Source organism: Bradyrhizobium sp. UFLA05-153 (genome assembly GCF_054185185.1).
This window is the reverse complement of record NZ_JBBIAM010000106.1, coordinates 1-24194: the sequence shown is the minus strand read 5'-3', so window position 1 is coordinate 24194 and position 24194 is coordinate 1. Positions and strand designations below refer to the sequence as shown.

The following is a 24194-nucleotide window of genomic DNA, read 5'->3' as shown; positions in this document are numbered from 1 at the left end:
CAGTCCGTTGAAGAGCGGTCAGCACCAGCTCAGTACCAGCCCCGCTTGATCTCCGACCCGAGCATCTCGTTATAGACGTCGGTACGGCGATCCCGCAGAACTTGATTGAATTCATTCCAGTTGCGCTTGCGTCGGGCGTCCGCCAGATCGACGCGCCCGTAGATGATTTCTTCGCGGTCGCGGCTCGCGGGGCCCGCCACGAACCAGCCGGTGCAGCTCACGATGACGCTCTGGCCTTCGAAAAGCTGTTCGCGTTCCGTGCCGACGCGGTCGGCGCACGCAATGAATATGGAGTTTGTGTGGGCCGCCGCCTGGTGCAGGATGTTGGCCATCGCAGGTCGGCCAGGTTCTTGGCCGGGGATTGGCACCCAGTTGGTAGGGACGCAGACGATGTCAGCGCCCTGGAGCGCTTGCAACCGAAAGGTCTCGGGAAACCAGCCATCATAACAGATGGCGACGCCGATGCGGCCGATCGGCGTCTTGAACACTGGAAAGCCGAGATCACCTGGTTCGAAGAACAAATTCTCTGCGGCCCACAGATGCATCTTGCGGAAGGTGCCGATGTAGCCCGACGGCCCGAGGATGACTGCAGAATTGTATAGCGCGGCCCCAGCCCGTTCGGCGATGCCGGCGACGATATAGACGTCGTGGCGGCGGGCTGCGTCGATCCAGGCGGCAGTGGTTTCGCCGGTGGGCACTTCCTCGGCGAGCGCGAAAGCTTCGTCCCGATCGCGAAAAACGTAACCGGAGTTGGCGAGCTCCGGGAGAACGATCAGGCGGGCGTTGCTGAGCGCCGCCTGTCCGATCCATTCCAAGCTTTTGGCGACGTTGACCTGCTTGGCGCCCACGATCGGCTCCATTTGAATGCAGGCAATCGTGAGCTCGCTTTGCGCGCCCGAAGCGTCACTCATTGGCCATTCCCAGAGGCGAACAACCAGAGGTGCACGCGGCACATCTGCCGCAGCGATAATCGACGGTAACTCAATTCAATTGAGTTCGCATAGGGGAGTCAAGCTCGCACAGGCAAGGCGTCGGCAAGACTTTTCTCCATCCGGTCCGGCATTCCGCGAAAGGGTGACCGCTTTCGCATCTGCGAAGGGTTCATGCTGATGGCGCGCTAACCTGGAATGGAAGCCGCGCATCCGGCTGGGTGATAGCATCGGCCAGTCCATTTTGAGACCGTGCTTTTTCGCTGGCCGATATTGATCTCCATGAACTCCTCAGGAGTCCTAAAAAGACACCTTCCTTCTGTTCCCCGTTACTTTAGGCGAGAATTTTGTGTCGCCCATGACCTTGCGATAGTGCGGAACCGCGTGGTTGTTGCCCTAAAGGGCAGACGCACCCAGAGGAAACAGATCGCATTTGCATGCCCAGACACTTTCCTGGTGCGTGTATTGACCTGCGCTTCCAGCCGAGCGTGATTTGCTCAGATGGTACGCCCATGGCGACCCCTTACGATCTGATGATGCGGATGTCGCATCACTACTATCGCAGCCACCTCACCAAGGCCGAGATCGGAAATCGTCTCGGTATTTCGAGGCACCGCGTTGGTCGACTCCTTAAGGCCGCCATCGCCACGGGCGTGGTCAATATCGAGATTTTGCAAACTGGCGAAAACGTTGAGCTCCGGAAAGAACTCGAAAAGACATTCAAGCTCAAAGCGGCCCTGGTCGTGGATGTGCCGCCCGACATTTCACCGGACCAGGTCAAGCAGATGACCTGTAGCGCGGCGGTCCCGTTTCTGAGAGACAGGCTAAGCGTGCATCGGAGGATTGGGGTCGGATGGGGAAGCACGACGTTCGAACTGATCAATGCGCTTGAGCCTTTAGATCTCTCGAACACGAAGGTTGTGCAAATCACCGGCGGCAACAAAAGGCTGTTGATGCAGTTCGATTGCCACGATGTTACGCGTCGCCTTGCGCAGAAGCTTCATGCGCAACCCATCCTGCTGCATGCGCCAGGGATCGTCGATAACAGGCGAACGCGCGAACTGTTGATGCGGGACAGCAATATCCGCGATACGTCTAAATATTTTGGTGAACTCGATTTGGCGATTGTCGGTATCGGCGCGCTTAGACCGGCAATCCTGTCCATGCTGATCACGAGCGGGTACATTTCCGCGACCGAATTGAAGTCCTTGAAGAGGGCAGGAGTCGTTGGCGTTTGCGCGCCGGGCCGCGATCGACGGCAAAGAAGTCCCACTGCTCTTCCGCGGACGGGTTGATTTCTACAAGTTGGATTGCCCGGCCGATCAGCAGGCGGCTTGCATCCGTTATCTCGCGCGACTGCTCCGTCGCCGGGCGTGCCGAGCTAGACGACGGCAGTAATTGGTCGATCAAGAAGTCTGTGCCCAAAAAAGCGACAGCCGCCCGTCCGATGTAAGGTGGACATGCGCTCCCACTTTTTGACTGTCTCGATCGAGGGCTTGTTGCAGCCAGCTAACATCAGCGTGAGATGCGCGGATTAGCTGAAAATATCCGCTCAGTGCGACATCAATGTAGGTTTGGTCATCGAGGCAAGCATACCACGTGTCGTTCCGCCAAGAATAAATTCGCGCAGCCGGGAATGTCCGTACCCGCCCATGACGATCAGATCGGGAGATGTATCGGCCGCATATGACAGGATTGCATTTGAAACATCGATCTTGCTGACGGGAATGCGCTCAATCGTGACGTTCACTCCGTGACGAGTCAGATGGGTCGCGATATCCGCTCCCGGAAGATCTGTGCTCTTCGCGCTCTGAATGTCCGCAACAACAATACTCGCCTTGCCGGAGCGGGTAAGAAACGGCATGGCATCGGCGACCGCTCGCGCGGCTGCCCGGCTGCCATCCCAGCACACCATGACATGATCGAGCTTGAGGCGATCCTTCTGTATAGAAGGAACGATGAGTACTGGTCTTCCCGATTCAAACAGCGGACTCAACTTCAACATGGAGCTGCGCTGGGACGGCGTGCGGCCCGGTTATGATCATGGTTGAGTCGACGGGCCGCTCCTGCGGCCCTTTGTCGTGCCAGATCGCGCGCTAGCGGGGTTGGCGGGAGAGAGTCCATTTGAACGCTCGTCGACTGGGTGGGCTCATTCGTGCTGCCAGGGCCAGCGCGCCGCGCCAATGCACTCGCCCGTAGGCAACCTGGGCTTTCCGCGGCCGGCCGGATGGGAGTCCTCGTTACGGCCTCTTGCGTCCCTTTGCCGAATCGGACCCCGGCACGTCCCGTGCGATAGAGCGTCCAATCCCCTCAGAAGAGTCAGATCATGCGAATCCGAGTCAGTTCTACTGCGAACCGATAACGCCGCCGTCGCCGGCCCGTCTCCGCCACTTCAAGTCGATTCAGCGCACTGATCGTATGGCTGTCCATACGTACAGTTCTCAACCATCAGGTCAGCCCGCCGCAAGGCGGCTCTCCTCGGAGGCTTACTACCATCCTAAGCATTCGCCTCTTAATCGGCGGGAGCTTCGGCTTTTCACCAGTGCGAGCAGGTCGGAGGCTGACCACCGATTGACCACCGAAACCCCGTGAACAAACGGCGATAAAGGCGGTCAATCGCGAGCAAACTTCATTGTTTTTGTTGATCTTTTCGTCTGCTATTTACGTTCGGGACGCAGGGGTCGCAGGTGAGATGCGACCCCATCCTTAGTGCTCGCGAGGTTTGAGTTATGCGCTGCGCTTGTGCAGTGGGATCACCTGCCTCGAGCTCCCAAGTTCAAGAACCGGAAAATTCTCCCGAATGGTCTGCGCCACGTAACTGGGGGCAAGATGAGCGTAATGTTTTTCCGTCATCCTTGTATCGGCATGACCGAGTTGTCGCGCGATGACAGCCATCGGCACGCCAGCCATGGCAAGATATGACGCGTGAGTGTGCCGCAAGATATGAAAATTTACTGGCGGCGAGATCGCCGCTCGCTGGCTTGCCTCATCGAGCGGCCGCTGCTGATGCGAGGTTCCCCAGACCAAGCCGTCACTTCTCAAGAAGATTCGCTCGCCGTGCCGCAGGTCCTTGGTCCATTGCTGGAAGGCAGCTTTCCCTTCTTCCGTCAACACAACGTGTCGATTCTTCCCTTTGCTCAGACGAACGGACAATGTACCACTGTCGTTGTTATAGTCTTCGTACTTCAAGCGCGTAAGCTCTGCGTATCGACAGCCCGTGTATAAGGCCGCTTCGATCAGCTTTCGAAAGTCCTCCGGACAGGCGCTCACGAGCCGGCGGATTTCAGCGATATTGAGATAGCGGACTACGGCTTCATCGACTCGCTTGAACGGTTTTACCTTTCGCCAAGCGCCGTCGGATGCAACATGGTCTGCGAAGAAGGCTCGGTTCAGCGCCGCCTTTAACATCGTGAGGATGCGGTTTGCAGTTGCCTTTCGCGCGCGTTGCGCATCCTCATCGTCAGGGGTTTCGCGCCTCGCCGGTTCGGTGGCGGTTCGCTTTGTCCGCACTCGCTTTGGTTCGGTCGCGATCTTGTTGCGCCAACGAACCAGCCGCTCCGTGGTCAGCTTGTCGACCTCGAGAGAACCGAGATCCGGCAAGATCCAAGCGTCAAACACGTATTTGGCGCCCTGGACGGCGGTCGGCTTCTTCTCAGCGGCGATCTCGGCGAGATAATTCTTGACGGCATCCGCAACCTTGTAAGGTCCCACGCGCACGACACCGGCGGCCACGAGGCGCTGCTGCTCGGCCCAGCTCCGGGCTTGGACCTGGGCTTGCCAGTAGTCAAAGACCGTCACGCCATCGGCATCAGTCGTGTCGTCGGCCGCGCCAATTGCCTTGGTGTCATAGCCTGCCGTGCCGCGATAAAGGCTTGCGACCCACGATCCCGAGACCGCTCCGCGGTAGTAACCGAGCCTCAGCCCTTTTGCGATCTTCGCGAAATACGGCGTCCGTCGAACCGGCAGCCGCGCGCGAGCGGTTCGAGTTTCAAGTGATGAGTGTCGCGCTGCGCGTGCCAACCACGTGCTCCATTTCTTCAAGTTTTCTTCAAAAGGCGGTCGAGAACCGTGGCGCATAGTACCGAACGTGAACGGATTAAGCAATTGAAAAGACTATGTTTATTGGCGTTCGCCAACGTTCGCCAACGTGCGAGATGCAATTCTCTCAAGGCTGAAACAGGGGTTCGATTCCCCTAGGGAGCGCCACCCAGTACTCATCTGCGAACGCGGAACGGCCCATTTCGGCTGGCCAAATGTGTGCACGGTGCCATGAGCCCGAGAGACCTGGTCCGTAGGTGAACGGGCCTGCGCTTTTTCCTGCCGTTTCCACTTTCACTTCCTGTCATTTCCGATTTCGCGACAATTCGTTACTCGATCTGTCCTTTCTGCTCGCCTTCCGCCAAACAGACATGAGACAGGCCGCGGTCGTGCTTGTCGGAATTGAGTGACGGATTGCAGATGATCCCGACAGGACGAGCGCGAAATCCAGCCCATTCTGTCTCCCGCATCATCCTGGGATCGCCACGTCCGCGGTCGACGACGCGCACGCATGCGCCTTCGCTGCTGCTAGCCTGATCCGACGATGCCAGTGATCGGCAACGTGGAGGCGGGGCATGGCCCGGATTTCGGTCGAGAACATCGGCAAGGCGTTCCGTCAGACGGAGTCTTGAAGGATGTGTCGCTCGACATCGCCGACGGTGAATGCCTGACGTTGGTCGGCTCGAATCCTGTGAGACGGACCTTAAGCGAACCACGGGTGGCTTCGGACGAAGTCCTGATCGCGCGGATTGCGCAAGGCGACCGGCGCGCCATGCAGGTGCTGTACGGACGGCACCATGTCAGGGTATTCCGTTTCGGGCTTCGGCTCGTCCACGACGAACAGGTTGCGGAAGATCTCATCAGCGAGGTCTTTCTCGACGTCTGGCGTCAGGCTGGCAAGTTTGAAGGCCGATCTGCTGTCTCAACCTGGCTGCTGGCGATTACGCGTTTCAAGGCCCTCTCGGCGCTGCGGCGCAGGAAGGACCTTACGTTGGAAGACGAGGCTGCTCACGCGATCGAGGACACGTCCGACGATCCGGAAGTGGCCGCGACGAAGAAGGATACCAGCGAAGCGTTGCGCAAGTGCCTGGGCGGGCTTTCGCCGGAGCACCGGGAGATTGTCGATCTCGTCTACTACCACGAGAAAGCCGTGAAAGAGGTGGCCGAAACCGTCGGGATTCCGGCGAACACCGTGAAAACGCGCTTGTTCTACGCGCGGAAAAAACTGGCCGAGTTGCTGAAGGCCGCCGGCGTTGAACGAGGTTGGCGATGAGGGGATTGCTTGTTTATTCTTGAATGGCGCGCCATTTTCTTGGGCATCGCGCCTTTTCCCCTTATCTTTCGATCGATTGTTCCGCCCGCGGGGTGAGGCTGTGGCACTGGCGATCAACATCCGGGCCGATAACAGTTCAGCTGACGAGATAGAACGCCTGTGGGACCAGGTCGGCGCGTTCGAGGTCGCCCCGTCAATGCGCGTGCTCGGCTACCGGCCGCATTTTACGTTCGCGATTTACGATGAGACGGCGATCGACGAACACATCGCATGGGACGCGATGCTCAAAGCCGTCGCCGGTCAAGCGCCGTTGCGTATCGAGTTCAGACGCATTCGCTGGTTCGAAGGCAGCCCCCTCATGCTCTGGGCGGAGCCAACGTCGAATGACGTCCTGATGCGGTTGCACGGTTCGATCAGCGCCGTCATTGATCCCGCACACTGCCATCCTCACTACCGACCGGGCGCGTGGACCCCGCACTGCACGCTCGGCATGCGCGTCGCCGACAAATGTCGCGATGACGCCATTGAGTTTGCACGATCGTTCGACAGAGCAATCGAAGTGCTGTTCGATGTGGCGGACTGCGTCGCCTTTCCACCGGTGCGGATCATCTCCGAGCAGAGATTGCGATCGTGATTAGCGAGAGGTCGGAAGTGAAGCGATGCCCGTTTTGCCGTTTCTGCGCTGCGATTCAATCCTGTTCGTATTGCAGCACGCACGCGCTCGATCACAGCGCTTCGAGCGCGCTGCGGGAGGGGGCGACCGGCAGCCATTCTGGAATGCGACGCTTGGCGAGCCAATAGGGCCGCCAAAGCGACAGCCAGGTGTCGCGATCTAGCGGCACCGTACCCCATTTGCGTCGCGCCATGTCGATCTTCGACAAGTCATGCGTGTGCAGCCACTGGCGCGCGGCCCACCACAGATCGCGTGATACATCTCTGTTACCGGCGCCCTTGAGCTCGACGATGTTGGGGAGCGGATCGCGATAGCGGCAGGCGACCCGCAACGTCGCGACGCGCTCGCCGTTTCGCCTCACGCTCCAGAGCCGTGAGCCATTGTGAGCGAGGTTGTAGCCGTAGGTGCGAAGGCAATTCTTCATGGCGACCGCCTCTTCGGTGATCGAGGCGGTCGAGTTCAACGGAACGAAATCGTACCCGGCCACATGACTCGCCTCGAGCCACATGTCGCTGATCGGCTGAGGACCAAGGCTCGCATGCAGCGCGATTTTCGTCCGCCATTCGTCGGCGGCCGCAAGCGCTGAACCAATGTGCATGTTCGGCGTCCACGGCCGATCGATGAGCTCGTGTCCGAAGGTTGTGGGCTGGACGGAAAACCACGACCAGAGACTGATGAGTCGCAAGCGTGCGGGCTTGATGCGCCGCGGCTCGCGGATGCATTCGCGCGCGATCCACACGGCCGCCGCCTCGTGCGCGCATTCAGCAACGTCAATAACGGCCTGCAGCCACGTCGGCGCGAGCCTCGGTGAGCGCGGAATGTGGTTCGCAATCTGCCGGCGAAACAGTTCACCGTTAGGCAGCAGCCTCACGATCGGACGCACGAACACCTCCGGAGGCAGCTTGCGCAACCACATCGGCACGCCAGCCGCCGCCGCTATGTCCGTCAGCGCGGCGCCATCGATCACGCGCGCGAGCGCGTGCGCGGGATCGAGCCCGGCGCGCGGGACGGCCAGCGCAAACAGCAGCGCAGGAAAGCTCGCGCCGAGGTCCGCAATGCGCGGGTGGCACATGGCCAGAGCGCGCACCGCTCCCTGAAAGCGGGAATGATATCTCCGGAGTTGACGTTCGAGCATGTTCGAACGCCCGGCCCCCCGGCGTGGGACCAGGACAAGAGACGAGGTCATGGAAATGGTTTCCGCGAGCGCGGACGCAAGGCGTCCGCAGGCAGATTCGACGAGTTCAGCGTTTTGAGATCTCACCCGGGACTAAAATCCCGGAGCGCGCGCTAAATATCGCGCATCGAACCCGGGAAGCGTGCAATCGTCAGCATGGTCGCCTCCTGCAATGAAGTTGCGGTGCGTCCCTGTACCTCGTTCTCTGTCGATATGCAACTCCAGCGCGATCAGTGGCGCGCGCCAACGAACTACTCCTCCACCGCCAAACCCTCCCCGTGCACATACCACTCCGCCCGTGACGCCCACTGCACATGCCGGTCCGGCGTCACACCAAGCGGCTCGTCGAATGCGCCGGCGTGGATGATCGCTTCGCGTCCGCTGCGGGTGAGGTGCGGCATGGGGCTGCCGCAGATCTTGCAGAAGGCGGTCGCAAAGCTCCGCGCCGTCGGCAGGTCGTAGCGCGCGACGGATGCTTCTCCGCGCAGCCATCGCAGTGCGGAGGCCTTGACGATCACCTCGCAGGAATGCGCTGACCCGGTTGCCTTCCGGCAGCGCGAGCAGTGGCAGTTCAGGAAACGATCGAATGGGCTGTCGACCTCGAAGGCGACTTCACCACAGAGGCAGCTTCCCTTGAACGTGGCCATTCTCGACTCCTCATTCCCATCCTAGCCCGCTTTGGCCGCGAGGCCCTGCAGCGCATAGAGCCAGCCCAGCAGCGTCACAACCGACAGCAGCGTCGTGATCGAGACCGTGGATGCGACCAGCGAATGCTCGACCTTGTAGGCGCCGGCCAGGATGTACGCCGTCTTCGCCGTCGGCACGGCGGCGCAGATGACGGCGGTGATCGTGTAGAAGGGATTGAGGCCTGAGGCCACGCACAGTCCGTACACCAGCAGCGGCATGAGCACGAGCTTGACGGCCGCGAGCACGAGCGACGCATTGAGGTTCGCGCGCACGCCTTCGATCGAGAGGCCGAGACCGATGGCGAAGAGGGCGCATGGCGTGAGCGCGGCCGCAAAAATGTTCAGATAGGCCTTGAGCGGAGCAGGAATCGGCAGGCTTGTGATCGCCCAGGCAAGACCGATCAGGGTCGAGAGCACCATCGGATTAAGCAGGATCTGCTTCACCAGCGTGGAGGGGGATGCCGCGCCCGGCGCGCCGCGGCCGCTGCTCTCCAGGAGGATGACGGTCACCGGGAACATCACCGCCGCGACGAACACGGTTGCGATGGCGGCGGGCAGCACGGCTGGCTGTCCGTAGATCGAATGCAGGACCGGCAGCGCCACGAAGCCGGTATTGGTCATCGCTGCGGTCATGCCCTGCATCGTGCTGGAGGCGAGGTCGCGGCCGAACGCCATGCGAACAACCAGAAAGACCAGCGCGAAGCACAGCATCGATCCGCCGCCGAAGGCGAACAGGAAGCGCCATTCCAGGAGATTGCTCGCCGGCTCCTGCGCGATGGTGACGACCAGCAGCGCCGGCATCGCCACGTTATAGGCGAAATGCACGAGGCCGTCGGCCAGCGACCGCGAGATGTAGCCGAGCCAACCGGCGAGCCAGCCGGTGACGATGATGGCAAAGACGGGAAGGACGAGGCCGGCGACTTGCATCCTGGTTCCCCCTCGGCTGATGCCCTGATCAGCCCCGTGATGTCACCTCGGGGCATGCGACCCGGGGTTGTCTGGGCTATACTAGATCAGATTCCGGATCAGCTTCCAGGAAACCTCATGTGGGGTCCGCTCAGCCGGCGTGATGCGCTCCTGCAAACCGTGGGGCTTGCGGCCGCGAGCATGGCCGCTGCCGTTCCCGTGCCCGGCCGGGCGGCATCGTCGTTGGCGCCGCTACGCAGCCGCGAGATCGACGGCGCATTATCAACCACCGTCAGCGCGCAAAAGATTCCCGGCGTGGTGGCGATGGCCGCGAACGAGCAGTCGGTGCTCTATGTGGGCGCCTTCGGCCTGCGCAACGGCGATGCGGCCTCGCGCATGTCGACTGATACGATCTTCCGCATCGCCTCGATGGTCAAATTGCTGACGTCGGTCGCGGCGCTGCAGCTCGTGGAGCAGGGCAGGCTGCATCTGGACGAGCCGGCCGCCAACATCGATCCGGCGCTGGCTGGAGTTCAGGTGCTCGCCGGTTTCGATGCGAAGGGTGCCCCGCTGCTGCATTCTCCCGAGAGGCCGCTGACACTGCGCCATCTGTTGTCGCACACTTCCGGCTTCAGCTATCTGCTCTGGGATCCGAAGGTCGCCCGCTATCTCAAGGTCGCGCGCGGCAAGCGAAACCTGCCGCGCATGCCGCTGATGTTCGAACCCGGTGCAAGATGGGCCTATGGCGGCAGTCTCGACCGCGTCGGCCGGATGGTGGAGATCGCGAGCGGCGAGCCGCTCGAGCGCTATTTCCACGACCACATCACGGGTCCGCTCGGCATGAACGATACCGTCGTCGCACTCGATGACAAGCAGCGCGCGCGAGAGGCCAGCCTGTTCGTGCGGGATGCTCGGGGCAAGCTTCTGGTGCAGCCGCTGGAAAAGCCGGGTGGCAGCAAGGCGTTTCTGGGTGGAGGCGGCATCTATTCCACCGCGTCCGATTACCTGGCCTTGCTCCAGGCGCTGCTCAACGGCGGAAGCCTGCGCGGGGCGCGCATCCTACAGCCTGCGACGGTTGCGTTGATGTCCGAAAACCAGATCGGCAATCTCGAGGCCGGCATCCTGAAGACAACCAATCCCGCGCTTTCGAACGACGTCAACTTCTTCCCGGGCACCCATCTGCGATGGGGGCTCGGCAATATGATCAACCTCGATCCCGTCCCGGATGGCCGCAGCGCCGGCAGCCTGACCTGGGCCGGCCTGTTCAACACCTATTACTGGATCGACCCATCGAAGCGCCTCGCGGGCGTCATCATGATGCAGATCCTGCCCTTCGCGGACGGCGAAGCGCTCGACGCCTATCGCCAGTTCGAACATGGGGTTTACCGCGCTTTGCGACAGTCCTGATCTTTTACGGCGCAGGAGCTTGAGGCATGATCTGCAAGTGCGATCGCGCTCTGCGCTCACCTTGAGGTTAATCATGTCTCCCAGAATCCCACCTGCGCCTGCCGACGCAGCCTCACGCCGGGCCGCCAAGCCGACCGTCGTCTATCCCGCCGGCGCGATGCAGAAGCCGGACATGGCCATGCTGGAATCTGCACGGGAGACGATGGTCAAGACACAGGAGTTCGTGGTGCCGCCGCGCGATGCCCGCGCGTTTCGCGTCTCGCGCGGCCAGTTTTTCCGCATCGTCAGCATCGAGGGCCCGCAGGTCGGCGATCTCAATCTCTGGAACGCTCACGATCTCTCCGAGCGCTTCTTCAGCGGCAAGACACGTGCGCTTCACGCAACGCATGTCGGCACCGGCGACCGGCTCTGGAGCACCATGCCGCAGCTGCGGCCGATGGCGACCATCAGCCATGATACGCTCGGCTGGTACGGCTTCGACGCCGATGGCGCCGGCATCCACGACGTCATCGGTACACGCTGCGATCCCTATACGAACCTGCTGCTGGGCGGCACGTCCTATGATTTCTGCTGCCACTCCAACCTGTCGCGTGCGCTGGCTGCTGAATTGAAGACCGACGTGCGTGCGGTCGAACATCACGTCCACGACGTGCTCAATGTCTTCATGTGCACCGGCTTCACCGGGGATACCCACCAGTACTTCATGAAGGCCAGCCCCGTCCGTCCCGGCGACTTCATCGAGCTCTTCGCGGAGATCGATTTGCTCGCCGCGTTGTCGGCCTGCCCGGGCGGCGATTGCAGCACGACGCATTCCAGCGACGACGCGGCCTGCTATCCGCTCAAGATCGAAATCTTCGAGCCGGACCGGACGACACTGGGCACCTGGAATTGGCCGTCGCCGAGTGCCTATCACCGCAGCCACGGCGCCCGCGGTAACGCTTGACCGCCGGGAACCAAAGCCGCAATCTGTGCGTCATTCCGGGTTCCCGCTGCTCCTGCCGACGGCCGGAGGCCGGAGACAATCAGAAGGGGCGGATATCATGAGAGCGCTTTTCGTCGCCGCTTTGCTCACCGCAACCGTTGCCGGAATTGGTCTTGCCACCGCCTGGGACGGATGCGGCCCCGGCTGCCACGCCACCATCTCCGGGGCCTGCGTCGTCGATGGATGGGGGACCGGCGCACGCGTCTGGAACGAGTGCCCCGCGGGGGCGCAGCCCCGGCCGCCCTGTCCATCCGGCTACACCTGGAGTCCGCGCAAACGCGCCTGCTTCGCCAGCTATTAGCATTGCGCCTGGAACGACCGTCGGGCAAGCCTTTGGCTTGGTGTGATCGCGTTTGGCCAAGCCGCTTTGCTCGAAATGAGGACCGCGACCGATCGCGGGCCGACGCTGTACGCGTTGGAGATGTATGGCTGCGCGGCGGCCTCCTCGACGATATCGTTCGGACTCTCCAGCGCCGTATCCACCACGCGCTTCCAGATCGACGACGTCGGGAGTTCGAAGCTCAGTGCTTCCCAATAAGCATTGAACATCGCAAAAATGTCGGCGCCGCCTGTCGATGCGCCGCTTAAGTGCAGCGCAAGCGACCGCGAGCCGCTGCCGAGATCAGGATCGCCGTCGGTGCCGTGCCAGGAGCAGTCGGCGCCCCATCCGGTGCTCCTTGCGATCACCGAATGGACCTTCCGGAAGCCGATCATCATGCGGAAGAAGCGCAGCACGTCGGCGTTGGTTTCAGCGAGGTCCCAGTCGAGCCAGGTAATCTCGTTGTCCTGGTCGTAGACGTTTGGATTGCCGTTCTGGCTGTGCATGAACTCGTCACCCGCAACGAACATCGGCACGCCGTTCGACAGCATCAGCAGGCAGCAGAAATTCTTGACCTGCTGCTTCCTCAGCGCGGCCACATCGGGAGGCACGTTATTCGTGCCCTCGTAGCCGCAGCCCCAGCTGCGCTGGTCGTCGTTGGTGTAGCTGACGAGATCGCAGAGATTGAGCCCGTCGTGGCAATCGACGAAGTTGATGCTCTGCGTGCGCCGGTCGGCGTCAGTCAGCGTGTCTGGAAACAGGTCCGTACTGCCGTAGAGGCGGGTCATGAGATCGGCGACCAGGCCGCCATCGCCCTTGACGAAGCCGCGGACGGTGCTGCGGAAATGATCGTTCCACTGGCACCAGGAGCGGCCCGGAAAGGCGCGGCCCATCTGGTAGCCGCCGCCAGCGTCCCAGGGCTCTGCGATCAGTCTGATATCGGCGAGATCATGGTCGCCAGAGATTTCCACGACGATCGGCGGATCGTCGGAATTGAGCGAGCCGTCCTCATTGCGGGCGAAGATCGAGGCAAGATCGAAGCGGAAGCCGTCGACGCCGATCGACGTCGCCCAATATCTGAGGCTGTCGACGACCATCAGCCGCGGCGCCGGATGCGCCGTGCGCAGGTCGTTGCCGCATCCGCTGAAATTGACGTAGCTGGAGAAGTCTGTCGGTGACAGCGCGTAGTAAGTCGAGTTGTCGATGCCGCGGAACGAGTAGGTCGGACCGCCATTGCCCACCTCCGCGGTGTGATTGTAAACGACGTCGAGCAGCACCTCGATGCCGGCCTTGTGCAGCTCATCGACCATCAGGCGGAATTCACCGAGCGCACCCTCAGGCGTGCCGGCCACGCTGTAGGGCGCGTGCGGCGAGAAGAAGTTGAGCGTCATGTAGCCCCAGTAGTTGGTCGTCCCCGGCTCGAACTGGTGCACGGGCATCAGCTCGACAGCGGTGACGCCGAGGTCCTTCAGATACGGAATTTTTGCGACGATACCGGCAAAAGTGCCGCGCTGATCTTCCGGCACTTTCGAATTGGCCCGGCGCGTGAAGCCGCGCACATGCATTTCGTAGATGATCAGCTGGTGGTCGTGGCGTGGCGCCGGCGGCCGGTCTGGGGGCGGGGCCGTCGCGCCATCAGCGAGCAGTCCGAGCGGCGCCTTGCCCGCGTTCGATCCGGCTTCCATCGCCGCATCGCGGCTGAAGGCGGGCGGGAAGAACACGCCCTTGGCATAGGGATCGAGCAGGATCTTGTCGCGATCGAAGCGTTGTCCGCTTGCGGGATCGAAGGGACCATCGACCTGATATGCGTAGTATTTGGCGTCCGCGATCATTTCTGACGGCAGGCGCATATGCCAGACGCGGCCGCTCTTGTTGACAGGAAATGTAAAAGGCAAAACGCGAAGCGGTGTCGCGAACTCGCCGTGACGATAGAGCAGGAGCGTGACCGCGGTCGCGTGCTTGGAATAGAGCGCGAAGTTGCAGCTCTGGTCCACCTCGTTGCGGGAACAGCCGAGCGGCCAGGGTAAGCCCTCGCTGCCTTCCAGATCCGCCATGACGATCTCCAATGCCCCGGACGGCGGGCTCCATGCTCACATCAAGATGGCGTCGTGCGGAAATAACAGCCCACCGGGATGACAATGTCGAGACCGAGGGATAACAGAGTGCTGCTCGCGTCAGGTTCGATCGCGCGAAGCGTTGCCTCGGTGGCACGGCGAGCCGTTTCGTGTCATATTCGGAGCAAGGCGGCCGCTGCGTGTCGGCAGTTGCGGCGCCAATCAAGCAACAAGCGCTGGAGGAGCGTTGGGGATGTCGAAGCGGACGACGGCCGCGGTCTGGGTGCGGAGCATCGCTGAGATGCTCGCCGCCGAAGGGCTGGACGTCGCGAGCCTGTTTGCGGCCGCCGGCATCGATCCGCAGGAGCTGGAAGGAGCGAGCGCGCGGCTCTCCACCGAGAAGATCAGCCACCTCTGGGAGCTTGCGGTCGAGCGGTCGAAAAATCCGGCACTCTCGCTTGCGCAGTATCAGATGGCGCGGCCGGCGGCGTTCGACGTGGTCGGCTACACCATGATGTCATGCGCCGATCTGCGCGGCGCCTTCGAGCGGCTGAACCGCTATCTGCTCATCCTCAGCGACGCGCTGACCATGAGCATGACTGAGGACGGTGATTGCTGTCGCATCGATTTCGTGCTGTTCGGCGGCAGCCGGCCGATCCCGCGTCAGCGCATCGAGTTCATCTTCGTCACCGTGATCGGCTTCTGCCGCTGGGTCGCACGCAATGACGTCAATCCGCGCGCGATCGCGCTCACCTATCCCCCGCCCGCAGATATCTCGCCCTATCACGCTGCCTTTCGCTGCCCGGTTACGTTCAACGCCGAGCGCAACAGCGTGATGTTCGCGCGCAGCGACATGGACCTGGCACTGCCGACTTTCAATCCGCAACTCGGCGAGCTGCACGAGCGTTATGCCGGCGAATATCTGCGCCACTTCGATCACGCACTGACGAGTTTTCGGGTGCGCGAGGCGATCGTGCGGCGGCTTCCCGACGGTGAACCGCGGCGGGACGAAGTCGCCGTCGAGCTCTGCATGAGCGAGCGCACCCTGCAGCGACGGCTGGAAGAGGAAGCGACCTCGTTCGTGCAGCTTCTGGACGATACGCGGCGGGAACTGGCGGACCAGTATCTCGGCCGGCTGCATCTGTCGCTCGGGCAGGCGGCTTATCTGCTCGGCTTCGCCGACCAGAGCAGCTTTTTCCGGGCCTGTCGGCGCTGGTTCAAGGCCTCACCGGGTGAGTATCGCAACCGCCTGTTGCACGGGGTGCCGGCGACCTAGTGAGGGCAGGGCGATCGAATCCGAATGCTTAAATCTTTGCTAAGCGGTTCGGGATAAATTGGCATTTCAGCATTCTGCCAATTCACGCGAGCACCAAAATGTTTTCCCGCATCAGTTTCAAGCTTGTCCTGATTGTCGCCATCGGCCTCCTCGGCATGATCGTGCTGGCGCCGATCGCGCTCTACACCATGCGTGCGCAGATGGTTGCCGACCGCCAGGCCAAGACCCAGCAGATGGTTGACGTCGGCTATGGCATTCTGACGCACTACCAGAAGCTCGAGAGCGAGGGGAAGCTGACGCGCGAGCAGGCGCAAGACGCGGCGATGGCCGAAATCAAGAGCCTGCGTTACGACAAGGTCGAGTATTTCTGGATCAACGACATGACCCCGAAGATGGTCATGCATCCGATCAAGCCGGAGCTCGACGGCAAGGATCTCTCCGGCATGAAGGATCCCGCGGGTAACGCGCTGTTCATGGGCTTCGTCAACGTCGTGAAGGGGCAGGGCGCGGGCTTCTACAGCTATCTCTGGCCCAAACCCGGCTTCGAGCAGCCGGTGGCGAAAATCTCCTATGTGAAGGGCTTTGCGCCGTGGGGCTGGATCATCGGCACCGGAATCTATCTCGACGACGTCGACGCTGTGTTCCGCCAGACCGCGATGACGTTCGCATGGGTATGTCTTGCCGTCTTCGCACTGGTACTCGTCGCCTCCTTCCTGATCGGCCGCAGCGTCACCAAGCCGCTTGCGGCCATCACCGCGCTCACGGAGCGGCTTGCGTCCGGCGACAGCGCGTTCGACGTGCCCTATACGAGCCGCCATGGTGAAGTCGGCGGATTGGCCAAGGCGCTCGCCGTGTTCAAGGACAATGCGGCGGCCGTGCACCAGATGCATGCCGAGCAGCAGGAGTTGAAGCAGAAGTCGGACGCCGAAAAGCGCAAGGTGATGGTCGATCTTGCCGGCAAGTTCGAGGCCAGCGTCCAGGCCGTGGTCCGTGACGTCTTCAATGAAGCGCAACGGATGCAGCATGCCGCGCAAGGCATGTCGGAAACCGCCGACAAGGCGAGCGGGCGCGCGAGCATCGTCGCCGATGCCTGCCTGCAGGCTTCGAGCAACGTGCAGACGGTGGCTTCCGCCGCCGCCGAGCTATCGTCGTCAATCACCGAGATCAGCCAGCGTGTCGCGCAAGCTGCCCAAGTCGCCGACAAGGCGGCGGCCGACGGCCAGCGCACCAACGACACCGTGCAGGGGTTGGCTCAGGCGGCCCACAAGATCGGCGAGGTCATCGACCTCATCAACCAGATCGCCTCGCAGACGAACCTGCTCGCGCTCAACGCCACCATCGAGGCGGCGCGCGCCGGCGAAGCCGGCAAGGGCTTTGCCGTCGTTGCGAGCGAGGTGAAGTCGCTGGCGAGCCAGACCGCGAAGGCAACCGACGAGATCGGTGCGCAGATATCGGCGATCCAGGCCGAGACCGATCAGGTGGTCGGCAACATCCAGAGCATCCGCAGCACCATCATGGAGGTCAACGAGATCTCCTCTTCGATCGCGGCCGCCGTGGAACAGCAGGGCGCTGCGACGCAAGCCATCGCGCGCAGCGTGCAGGACGCCGCCTCCGGCACCAACCAGGTCTCGCAAAACATCTCCGGGGTCACGGAGGCAACCTCCGAGACCGGTCATGCCGCAGGTCAGGTGCTGCAATCGAGCGGCCGGCTGACGCAGAAGCTGCAGGCGCTGCAGCACGAGGTGACGACCTTCGTCGCCGGCGTAAGGGCGGCGTAATCGCCACCACTTTCGTGGCCCCGCGGTCCGTCACCCTGAGGTGGCCGTGCGTAGCACGGCCCTCGAAGGGCGACGGCCCGGCTCACGACGCAAGGAAGTCGTAGTGCCTGAGACAAATGGGCCGTTCATCCTTCGAGGCTCCCGGCGCAGCGCGGACGCGCTCGCACCTCAGGATGACGGTGTGAGATGTGTGCGCAGAGGTTAGGATAGAGCGATTTATTCCGCGTCGCGGCAACATTGCGTGCCGCAAGCCGGGCCACCCTTGACTCCGCCCTCGCTTGTCGTTGACGTCCCCCGATGCTCGCTGCAAATACAGGGAGCATGGAGGCCCGCTCAATGTCGTTCCGAAAGCTCCTGATCGCCAATCGCGGCGAGATCGCCATCCGCATCGCGCGGGCCGCTGCCGATGCCGGCATTGCGACGGTAGCTATTTTTTCCGCAGACGATGCGCTGTCACTGCATGTCCGCGGCGCCGACGAGGCGATCGAAATTCCCGGCCGCGGTGCGCGAGCCTATCTCGACATCGAAAGCGTGGTGAAGACGGCGAAGGAAGCAGGCTGCGACGCTGTGCATCCCGGCTATGGCTTCCTCAGCGAGAATGCGGACTTCGCCAAGGCCTGTGCGGCCGAAGGCATTGCCTTCGTCGGGCCGAAGGTGACCGCGCTCGAGCTGTTCGGCGACAAGGTCGCGGCGCGTCAGCTGGCCAAGCGTTGCGGCGTGCCGATCATCGCCGGCACCAGCGGTCCGTCCGCGCTTGGCGAGATCCAGGCGTTTTTCGACTCGCTCGGCAAGTCCGCCGCGATCGTGATCAAGGCGATGGCCGGTGGCGGCGGCCGCGGCATGCGCATCGTGGAGAAGGCGACCGATCTTGCGGAAGCCTATGCGCGCTGCCAGTCCGAAGCGAAGGCCGCTTTCGGCTTTGGCGGCGTCTATGCCGAGCGCCTGATCCGAAAGGCGCGCCACATCGAGGTGCAGATCATCGGCGACCATCATGGCGCGATCAGCCATCTCTGGGAGCGCGAATGCACCGTCCAGCGCCGGCACCAGAAGCTGGTCGAGGTGGCGCCCAGCCCCTCGCTCAGCGACGGCTTGCGCGGCCGCATCATCGAGGCGGCGAGGCAGCTCGCCACGCACGCGGCCTACGACAATCTCGGCACCTTCGAGTTCCTGGTCGATGACGCCACTGAAGACAGCTTTGCCTTCATCGAGGCCAATCCGCGGCTTCAGGTCGAGCACACCGTGACGGAGGAGGTGCTGGGCGTCGATCTCGTCCGCGCCCAGCTCGCGGTCGCCTCCGGCGCCTCGCTCGCTTCGCTCGGTCTCGACCAGGCTTCGATTCCGAAGCCGCGCGGCTATGCCATGCAGCTCCGCGTCAACATGGAGACGTTGGACGAGACTGGCGCCACGCACCCGACCGGCGGCGTGCTCGCCGTGTTCGAGCCGCCGTCGGGACCCGGCGTGCGCGTCGATAGCTTCGGCTATGCCGGCTACAAGACCAGCGCCGCCTTCGACTCGCTGCTTGCCAAGGTCGTCGTCCATACGCCGGGCGAGGCCTGGCACGACGTGGTCGCGAAGGCCTCGCGGAGCTTGCGTGAGTTCCGGATCGACGGGGTCGCTACCAATATCCCCTTTCTCCAGGCGGTGCTCGCCCATCCCGACTTCAAGACCAATCGCATCGCGACCGACTTCATCGATCGCAACGTCGCCAAGCTCGTGGAGGCCGCCGACGGCGCAGCGCGGCCGCTGTTCTTTGCCCCGACTGACAGGTCCGGCGATCACGCGGCGCAAGCCCATGCCGCGCAGGAGGTGCCGGAGGGAACGGTGATGGTCGCGGCGCCCTTGCAGGGCACCGTGGTCACGATCCAGGTCAAAGAGGGCGAGATCGTGCGTCCCGGCCAGCAGCTTGCGGTAATCGAATCCATGAAGATGGAGCACCTGGTGATGGCCGAGCAGGGCGGCCGGGTGACAAAACTCGCGGCCGGTGACGGCGTCACGCTGCTGCATGGCGAGCCGATCCTCTATCTCGAACCGCTCGACGTCGCAGCCGACAGCGCGGCCAAGGAGGCCGAGATCGATCTCGATCACATCCGTCCCGATCTCGCCGAGATGTTTTCGCGCCAAGCCAACACGCGCGACGAAAATCGCCCGGCGTCCGTCGAGCGCCGCCGCAACACCAATCAGCGCACGGCGCGCGAAAACGTTGCACAGCTCGTCGACGACGGCTCCTTCATGGAATATGGCAGCCTCGCCATCGCCGCGCAGCGCCGCCGCCGCAAGCTTGACGACCTCATCAAGAACACGCCGGCAGACGGTCTCATCACCGGCGTCGCCACGGTGAATGCGGACAAGTTCGGATCCGACGGCGCGCGCTGCATGGTGGTCGCCTACGACTACACCGTGCTTGCGGGCACGCAGGGCCACATGAACCACAAGAAGATCGACCGCATCCTGACATTGGCCGAGCAATGGCGCATGCCGCTGGTGTTTTACGCCGAAGGCGGCGGCGGCCGGCCCGGCGACACCGATCGTCTCGGCATGACCGGTCTCGACGGCCCGTCGTTCCTGCAATTCGCGAAGCTTTCCGGCCTCGTGCCGGTGGTCGGCGTCGTCTCCGGCTATTGCTTTGCGGGCAATGCGGCGATGCTCGGCTGCTGCGACGTCATCATCGCCACCAGGAACGCCTCGATCGGCATGGGCGGTCCGGCCATGATCGAAGGCGGCGGGCTTGGCGTCTATCATCCCGCCGAGGTCGGTCCGGTCTCGTTCCAGTCCCCGAACGGCGTCATCGACATCCTCGTCGAGGACGAGGTGGAGGCGACGAGGGTTGCGCAGAAATACCTGTCCTATTTCCAGGGCGCGGTGAGCGAGTGGCAAGCCGCCGATCAGCGCCTCCTGCGACGGGCGATTCCCGAGAACCGCCTGCGCGTCTACGACATCCGCACCGTGATCGATCTGATCGCAGACACCGGCTCCGTTCTCGAGCTCCGCCGCGACTATGGCGTCGGCATGATCACGGCCCTCATCCGCATTGAAGGCAAGCCGTTCGGCCTGATCGCCAACAACCCTCGCCATCTCGGCGGTGCGATCGATGCGGATGCCGGCGACAAGGCGGCGCGCTTCCTGCAGCTTTGCGATGCCTTCGACATCCCGATCGTCTCGCTCTGCGACACGCCCGGTTTCATGGTCGGTCCTGAAGCGGAGAAGACGGCGATCGTGCGCCACGTGTCCCGGATATTCGTCACCGGCGCGAGCCTCACCGTGCCGCTGTTCGGCATCGTGCTGCGCAAGGGTTATGGCCTCGGCGCACAGTCGATGATCGGCGGTGGTTTCCACGCCTCGTTCTTCACCGCGGCCTGGCCGACCGGCGAATTCGGCGGCATGGGGCTCGAAGGCTATGTGCGGCTCGGCTTCCGCAAGGAAATGGAGGCGATCGCCGATCCGGTCGAGCGCGAAACCTACTATCGCAACAAGGTCGCCGAGCTCTACGCCAACGGCAAGGCGGTCTCGATCGCCTCGGTGTTCGAGATCGACAACGTCATCGATCCCGCCGAGACGCGGCGCTGGATCATGGCGGGCCTGCGCTCCGTGCCGAAGCCGCCCGAGCGCACGACCAAGAAGCGCCCCTGCATCGACGCGTGGTGAGCAGGCGCAGCAACGTCAGCGCGTCGGTTCCCGATTGACATCCCCGCCCGGACTGCCAGACTTTGCACAATAATACAGGGTGGAGACGTCTGCGATGGCCAGCCTGTCGGCCTCGAACCATGTCGCCCGTGTGCTGTCCGTCGCCACTCACGCGACCGACGTCGATGCGGAGTCGCGGATCGCAAACTCCTGGAGGCGCTGCCTGATCAACCACAAGCTCGATCCGGCACGCCAGGGCCCGCCGCAGACGCTCACCGAGACCGAGATCCGGCATGTCGCCGAACCCCTGGAGGAGACGATCCGGCTCGCGACGCCCGAGCTCGATGATCTCGCGCGGGTGCTGCGCGAGGCCGGCTATTGCGTCAATCTCGCCGACGCCAACGCCACCATGCTGTTCAGCCGCCTGCCGGGCGAAGCCGATGCCAAAATGTTCCTTGAATGGAAGATCTACACCGGCTCGAATTTCGCCGAGGCTTGCGAGGGCACCAATGGGCTCGGCACCGCGCTAGCCGAGAAAAAGCCGATCCTTGTGCATCGCGACGAGCATTTTCGCGAGCAGTGGAGCATGTTCTCTTGCGCGGTGGCGCCGCTGTTCGACCAGAGGGGGCGCATCGCCGGTGCGGTCAATATTACCTCCTGCCGCGAGGATCTTTCGCGCGCCGCGCATCAGCTTGCGCTAGCGGTTACCATGGAGGCGACGCGCCGGATCGAGGGCGCGATCTTCCGCAACCATTTCCACAATGCCTGGATTGCGACCGTGCCCGGCGACGGCGGCAGCGGCCTGATCGCCTATGACGACGACCGCCGCATTGTCGGCGCCTGCCGGGCGGCGCGCGCGATGCTTGGACTGACAGACGGCCTCATCGCATCGGGCATCGACCTGTCGCGCTACGTCAAGTTCGACGCGGCGGAAGAGACGGGCGCCGTGCGCCGTGCAGACGGCAGCCCGCTCGGACGCGCTCATGTGGCGCCGCCGCTGCGTGCACGACCACCCGGCCGTCAGCCGGTTACGCGTCGTGAGAATCGCGCAGGCCGGTTCGATGGTCTCGACAAGCTTGCCGGTAGCGATCCCGCACTGGTCAAAGGTGTGAAGCGGCTGAAAAGCATCGGCGACCACAATTTGCCGATCCTGCTGCATGGCGAGACCGGCGTCGGCAAGGATGCCTTCGCGCGCGCCATTCATGCCGCAAGCAGCCGCGCGCGCAGCAATTACGTCGCGCTCAACTGCGCGGCGATGCCGGAAAGCCTGATCGATGCCGAGCTGTTCGGCTATGAGGCCGGCGCCTTCACCGGTGCTCGGCGCGACGGCTCGAAGGGGTTGATCGTACAGGCCGACGGCGGCACGCTGTTCCTGGACGAGATCGGCGACATGCCGATCGCGCTCCAGACCCGGCTGTTGCGCGTCCTGGAGAACCGCGAGGTCTGGCCGCTCGGCGCGCTCAAGCCGACAGCCGTCGACATCCGCCTGATCAGCGCCACCCATCGCGATCTCGGCCGCATGGCGGAGGAGGGCAGCTTCCGCGCCGATCTCTACTTCCGCCTGCGCGGCATGGAGATGCGGCTGCCGCCCTTGCGCGAGCGCGCCGACAGGGCGGATGTGATCAGGGACATCGCGGCCGAGGAGGCACCGGGTTGCAGGCTCTCGGCCGCAGCCTGGTCGGCGCTCTCAGCCTATCCATTCCCCGGCAACATGCGTCAGCTCCGCCATGTGCTACGGCTCGCCGGCTGCACCGCCGAGCATGGCGTCATCAGCGATACCGATCTCGATCTGCCGCCGTTCGGCGGCCGCGCCAGCGAGCCGGACCTTGCAGCGGCCGAACGCGCGACCATCAGGGAGGCGCTACGCAAGCACGGCGGCCGCGTCACGGAGGCGGCAAAAGCGCTCCGCCTCAGTCGCGCCACGCTCTATCGCAAGATCAAGCAGTTGAAGATCGACACGGCGCAGTAGCGCAAATGACGGGGCTGCTCGGTTATGGCGACACCGAAGAGCGCCGCACCCCGGACGACATTTCTATCGAACGGGAGATCGACATCGTCGAGGCCGTCATCCAGCGCACCAACAGCGCTGTCCACCTCGTTGGGCATTCGTGGGGTGCCACGGTGTGCTTGGCGACTGCGCTTCGTGACCGGACCAAAATCACGAGCCTGACCTTGATCGAGGCGACCCCCGTTCAATCTGCTTCGCCACTCCGGCGATCTCGCGCTGTACGAGCAAGTGCGCGCGATGACCGACGCTTATGTCCGCGCCTGTGACGACGGAAAGCTGCTGGCTGCGCGGAGCATCATCGACTTCTACGGCGGTTACGGCAGCTTTGACGCCCTCCCAGCCCGGACCCGGGACTACATTGTTGCCACCACGCCGACGAACGTTCTCGACTGGTCGTCGGCATGGAGTTTTCGATGTGCCGCTTGCCGCCTATGCAGGCATCGCTGCGCCAAGCCTCTTCGTGCGAGGCGAGTGCGGTCATCCAGCCGTTCAGCGTGTCGCCGAGGTGCTGACTGACGCAGTCTCCAGATCGTCGCTGGTGACCGTTCCCGGCGCCAGTCATTTCATGATCGCGACCCATACGCTGGATGTCGCGAGGCTCATCCGTGAGCACGTCGCGACGGTCGAGACGATGCGCTAGTTTAGCGACCGATCCGCACGGCAGCGCCGGAGGTTTCCACGGCGGTGCCGTGCGAGCAGGAGGCTACCGCGGGGGCGCGGTCGCGGCTCCCGGATACCGGGGCGGCGCTGTCGCCGTGCGCGGCGGGCCCTAGGCTATCGGGCTGCGTATGCAGGGGCGTGTCGCGGCTACCGCTACGGGGGCGGTGCGGCGGCAGTGGGTGCGGCTGCGGTCGGCGGGGCTGCGGGCCTACTACCGCGGCGGCTGCGGCTACGACGCGTACGCAACTATGTTTGCCCCGGCGGGTACTATCCGTACTTGGCGGCGCGACGCAGTTTAATTGCTATGGGGGCATGGCGGACACGCCCCATCTCGATTTATGATGGGGTGGACGCCCCGCCCGACGGCATCGATGTGCCAAAGTGGACGTGTTGAGCACCACTTAAGGGAG

The 24194-nt window shown here is 63.2% G+C and carries 19 protein-coding genes; 12 read left to right on the top strand and 7 right to left on the bottom strand.

Going from position 1 to position 24194, the window contains the following annotated elements:
- Positions 1-29 precede the first annotated feature (29 nt).
- On the bottom strand, positions 30-911 hold the full coding sequence (locus tag Q2941_RS39380; protein ID WP_458195856.1) for a nitrilase family protein: 882 nt from the start codon (positions 909-911) through the stop codon (positions 30-32).
- Between the two features lie 530 nt (positions 912-1441).
- On the opposite strand from Q2941_RS39380, the gene Q2941_RS39375 reads away from it, so the two are divergent.
- Positions 1442-2224, top strand: coding sequence for a sugar-binding transcriptional regulator (locus tag Q2941_RS39375; protein WP_458195855.1), 783 nt, complete (start codon positions 1442-1444; stop codon positions 2222-2224).
- A 257-nt stretch (positions 2225-2481) separates the two neighbouring features.
- On the opposite strand, the gene Q2941_RS39370 is transcribed toward Q2941_RS39375, so the two are convergent.
- Together Q2941_RS39370 and Q2941_RS39365 are read right to left on the bottom strand one after the other, a co-directional pair.
- Positions 2482-2934: a universal stress protein gene (locus Q2941_RS39370; RefSeq protein ID WP_458195854.1), complete on the bottom strand. Its 453-nt coding sequence runs from the start codon at positions 2932-2934 to the stop codon at positions 2482-2484.
- 722 nt (positions 2935-3656) lie between these two features.
- Positions 3657-4949: a tyrosine-type recombinase/integrase gene (locus Q2941_RS39365; protein WP_458195853.1), complete on the bottom strand. Its 1293-nt coding sequence runs from the start codon at positions 4947-4949 to the stop codon at positions 3657-3659.
- 709 nt (positions 4950-5658) lie between these two features.
- Here Q2941_RS39365 and Q2941_RS39360 point away from each other — a divergent pair.
- Positions 5659-6240, top strand: a complete 582-nt coding sequence (locus Q2941_RS39360) for a sigma-70 family RNA polymerase sigma factor (protein ID WP_458195865.1) — start codon at positions 5659-5661, stop codon at positions 6238-6240.
- A 100-nt stretch (positions 6241-6340) separates the two neighbouring features.
- On the top strand, positions 6341-6874 hold the full coding sequence (locus tag Q2941_RS39355; RefSeq protein ID WP_458195852.1) for a 2'-5' RNA ligase family protein: 534 nt from the start codon (positions 6341-6343) through the stop codon (positions 6872-6874).
- Between the two features lie 91 nt (positions 6875-6965).
- Here the strand turns inward: Q2941_RS39355 and Q2941_RS39350 are convergent, their stop codons facing one another.
- From Q2941_RS39350 to Q2941_RS39340, 3 genes are all read right to left on the bottom strand, one after another.
- The gene (locus Q2941_RS39350) at positions 6966-8000 is read right to left on the bottom strand and encodes a hypothetical protein (RefSeq protein WP_458195851.1); all 1035 of its coding nucleotides are present in this window, start codon (positions 7998-8000) and stop codon (positions 6966-6968) included.
- A gap of 338 nt (positions 8001-8338) precedes the next feature.
- A complete protein-coding gene (locus Q2941_RS39345; RefSeq protein WP_458195850.1) occupies positions 8339-8734 on the bottom strand; it encodes a GFA family protein in 396 nt (131 codons plus the stop codon).
- Positions 8735-8755: 21 nt separating this feature from the next.
- Positions 8756-9700 carry an AEC family transporter gene (locus tag Q2941_RS39340; protein ID WP_458195849.1) on the bottom strand — a complete coding sequence of 315 codons (945 nt, stop codon included), beginning with the start codon at positions 9698-9700 and terminating at the stop codon, positions 8756-8758.
- Between the two features lie 117 nt (positions 9701-9817).
- On the opposite strand from Q2941_RS39340, the gene Q2941_RS39335 reads away from it, so the two are divergent.
- From Q2941_RS39335 to Q2941_RS39325, 3 genes are all read left to right on the top strand, one after another.
- Positions 9818-11086: a serine hydrolase domain-containing protein gene (locus Q2941_RS39335; protein ID WP_458195848.1), complete on the top strand. Its 1269-nt coding sequence runs from the start codon at positions 9818-9820 to the stop codon at positions 11084-11086.
- Positions 11087-11159: 73 nt separating this feature from the next.
- Positions 11160-12029 carry an urea carboxylase-associated family protein gene (locus Q2941_RS39330; protein ID WP_458195847.1) on the top strand — a complete coding sequence of 290 codons (870 nt, stop codon included), beginning with the start codon at positions 11160-11162 and terminating at the stop codon, positions 12027-12029.
- Positions 12030-12126: 97 nt separating this feature from the next.
- The gene (locus Q2941_RS39325; protein WP_458195846.1) at positions 12127-12369 is read left to right on the top strand and encodes a GCG_CRPN prefix-to-repeats domain-containing protein; all 243 of its coding nucleotides are present in this window, start codon (positions 12127-12129) and stop codon (positions 12367-12369) included.
- Here Q2941_RS39325 and Q2941_RS39320 read toward each other — a convergent pair.
- A complete protein-coding gene (locus Q2941_RS39320) occupies positions 12366-14441 on the bottom strand; it encodes a glycogen debranching protein (protein WP_458195845.1) in 2076 nt (691 codons plus the stop codon). The two genes, Q2941_RS39325 and Q2941_RS39320, sit on opposite strands and share 4 nt — an antisense overlap.
- Before the next feature lie 253 nt (positions 14442-14694).
- On the opposite strand from Q2941_RS39320, the gene Q2941_RS39315 reads away from it, so the two are divergent.
- The 6 genes from Q2941_RS39315 to Q2941_RS39290 all read left to right on the top strand — a co-directional run bounded on the left by Q2941_RS39315 (position 14695) and on the right by Q2941_RS39290 (position 23764).
- Positions 14695-15717: an AraC family transcriptional regulator gene (locus Q2941_RS39315; protein ID WP_458195844.1), complete on the top strand. Its 1023-nt coding sequence runs from the start codon at positions 14695-14697 to the stop codon at positions 15715-15717.
- A 98-nt stretch (positions 15718-15815) separates the two neighbouring features.
- Entirely contained in the window at positions 15816-17495 is a 1680-nt protein-coding gene (locus Q2941_RS39310; RefSeq protein WP_458195843.1) for a methyl-accepting chemotaxis protein, read from the top strand.
- Positions 17496-17831: 336 nt separating this feature from the next.
- The gene (locus Q2941_RS39305) at positions 17832-21137 is read left to right on the top strand and encodes a carboxyl transferase domain-containing protein (protein WP_458195842.1); all 3306 of its coding nucleotides are present in this window, start codon (positions 17832-17834) and stop codon (positions 21135-21137) included.
- A gap of 94 nt (positions 21138-21231) precedes the next feature.
- The gene (locus tag Q2941_RS39300; RefSeq protein ID WP_254110532.1) at positions 21232-23085 is read left to right on the top strand and encodes a sigma-54-dependent Fis family transcriptional regulator; all 1854 of its coding nucleotides are present in this window, start codon (positions 21232-21234) and stop codon (positions 23083-23085) included.
- A gap of 5 nt (positions 23086-23090) precedes the next feature.
- Positions 23091-23390, top strand: coding sequence for an alpha/beta fold hydrolase (locus tag Q2941_RS39295; RefSeq protein ID WP_458195841.1), 300 nt, complete (start codon positions 23091-23093; stop codon positions 23388-23390).
- A gap of 149 nt (positions 23391-23539) precedes the next feature.
- On the top strand, positions 23540-23764 hold the full coding sequence (locus Q2941_RS39290) for an alpha/beta fold hydrolase (RefSeq protein ID WP_027528114.1): 225 nt from the start codon (positions 23540-23542) through the stop codon (positions 23762-23764).
- Positions 23765-24194 lie beyond the last annotated feature (430 nt).

What these genes read in the sequence shown, in the direction of transcription:
- Q2941_RS39305 (WP_458195842.1), top strand. Translation starts at nt 17,832, where the DNA reads ATGTCGTTCCGAAAGCTCCTGATCGCCAATCGCGGCGAGATCGCCATC.
- Q2941_RS39375 (WP_458195855.1), top strand. Translation starts at nt 1,442, where the DNA reads ATGGCGACCCCTTACGATCTGATGATGCGGATGTCGCATCACTACTAT.
- Q2941_RS39370 (WP_458195854.1), bottom strand. Translation starts at nt 2,934, where the DNA reads ATGTTGAAGTTGAGTCCGCTGTTTGAATCGGGAAGACCAGTACTCATC.
- Q2941_RS39380 (WP_458195856.1), bottom strand. Translation starts at nt 911, where the DNA reads ATGAGTGACGCTTCGGGCGCGCAAAGCGAGCTCACGATTGCCTGCATT.
- Q2941_RS39330 (WP_458195847.1), top strand. Translation starts at nt 11,160, where the DNA reads ATGTCTCCCAGAATCCCACCTGCGCCTGCCGACGCAGCCTCACGCCGG.
- Q2941_RS39315 (WP_458195844.1), top strand. Translation starts at nt 14,695, where the DNA reads ATGTCGAAGCGGACGACGGCCGCGGTCTGGGTGCGGAGCATCGCTGAG.
- Q2941_RS39320 (WP_458195845.1), bottom strand. Translation starts at nt 14,441, where the DNA reads ATGGCGGATCTGGAAGGCAGCGAGGGCTTACCCTGGCCGCTCGGCTGT.
- Q2941_RS39300 (WP_254110532.1), top strand. Translation starts at nt 21,232, where the DNA reads ATGGCCAGCCTGTCGGCCTCGAACCATGTCGCCCGTGTGCTGTCCGTC.
- Q2941_RS39325 (WP_458195846.1), top strand. Translation starts at nt 12,127, where the DNA reads ATGAGAGCGCTTTTCGTCGCCGCTTTGCTCACCGCAACCGTTGCCGGA.
- Q2941_RS39340 (WP_458195849.1), bottom strand. Translation starts at nt 9,700, where the DNA reads ATGCAAGTCGCCGGCCTCGTCCTTCCCGTCTTTGCCATCATCGTCACC.
- Q2941_RS39345 (WP_458195850.1), bottom strand. Translation starts at nt 8,734, where the DNA reads ATGGCCACGTTCAAGGGAAGCTGCCTCTGTGGTGAAGTCGCCTTCGAG.
- Q2941_RS39310 (WP_458195843.1), top strand. Translation starts at nt 15,816, where the DNA reads ATGTTTTCCCGCATCAGTTTCAAGCTTGTCCTGATTGTCGCCATCGGC.
- Q2941_RS39295 (WP_458195841.1), top strand. Translation starts at nt 23,091, where the DNA reads ATGACGGGGCTGCTCGGTTATGGCGACACCGAAGAGCGCCGCACCCCG.
- Q2941_RS39335 (WP_458195848.1), top strand. Translation starts at nt 9,818, where the DNA reads ATGTGGGGTCCGCTCAGCCGGCGTGATGCGCTCCTGCAAACCGTGGGG.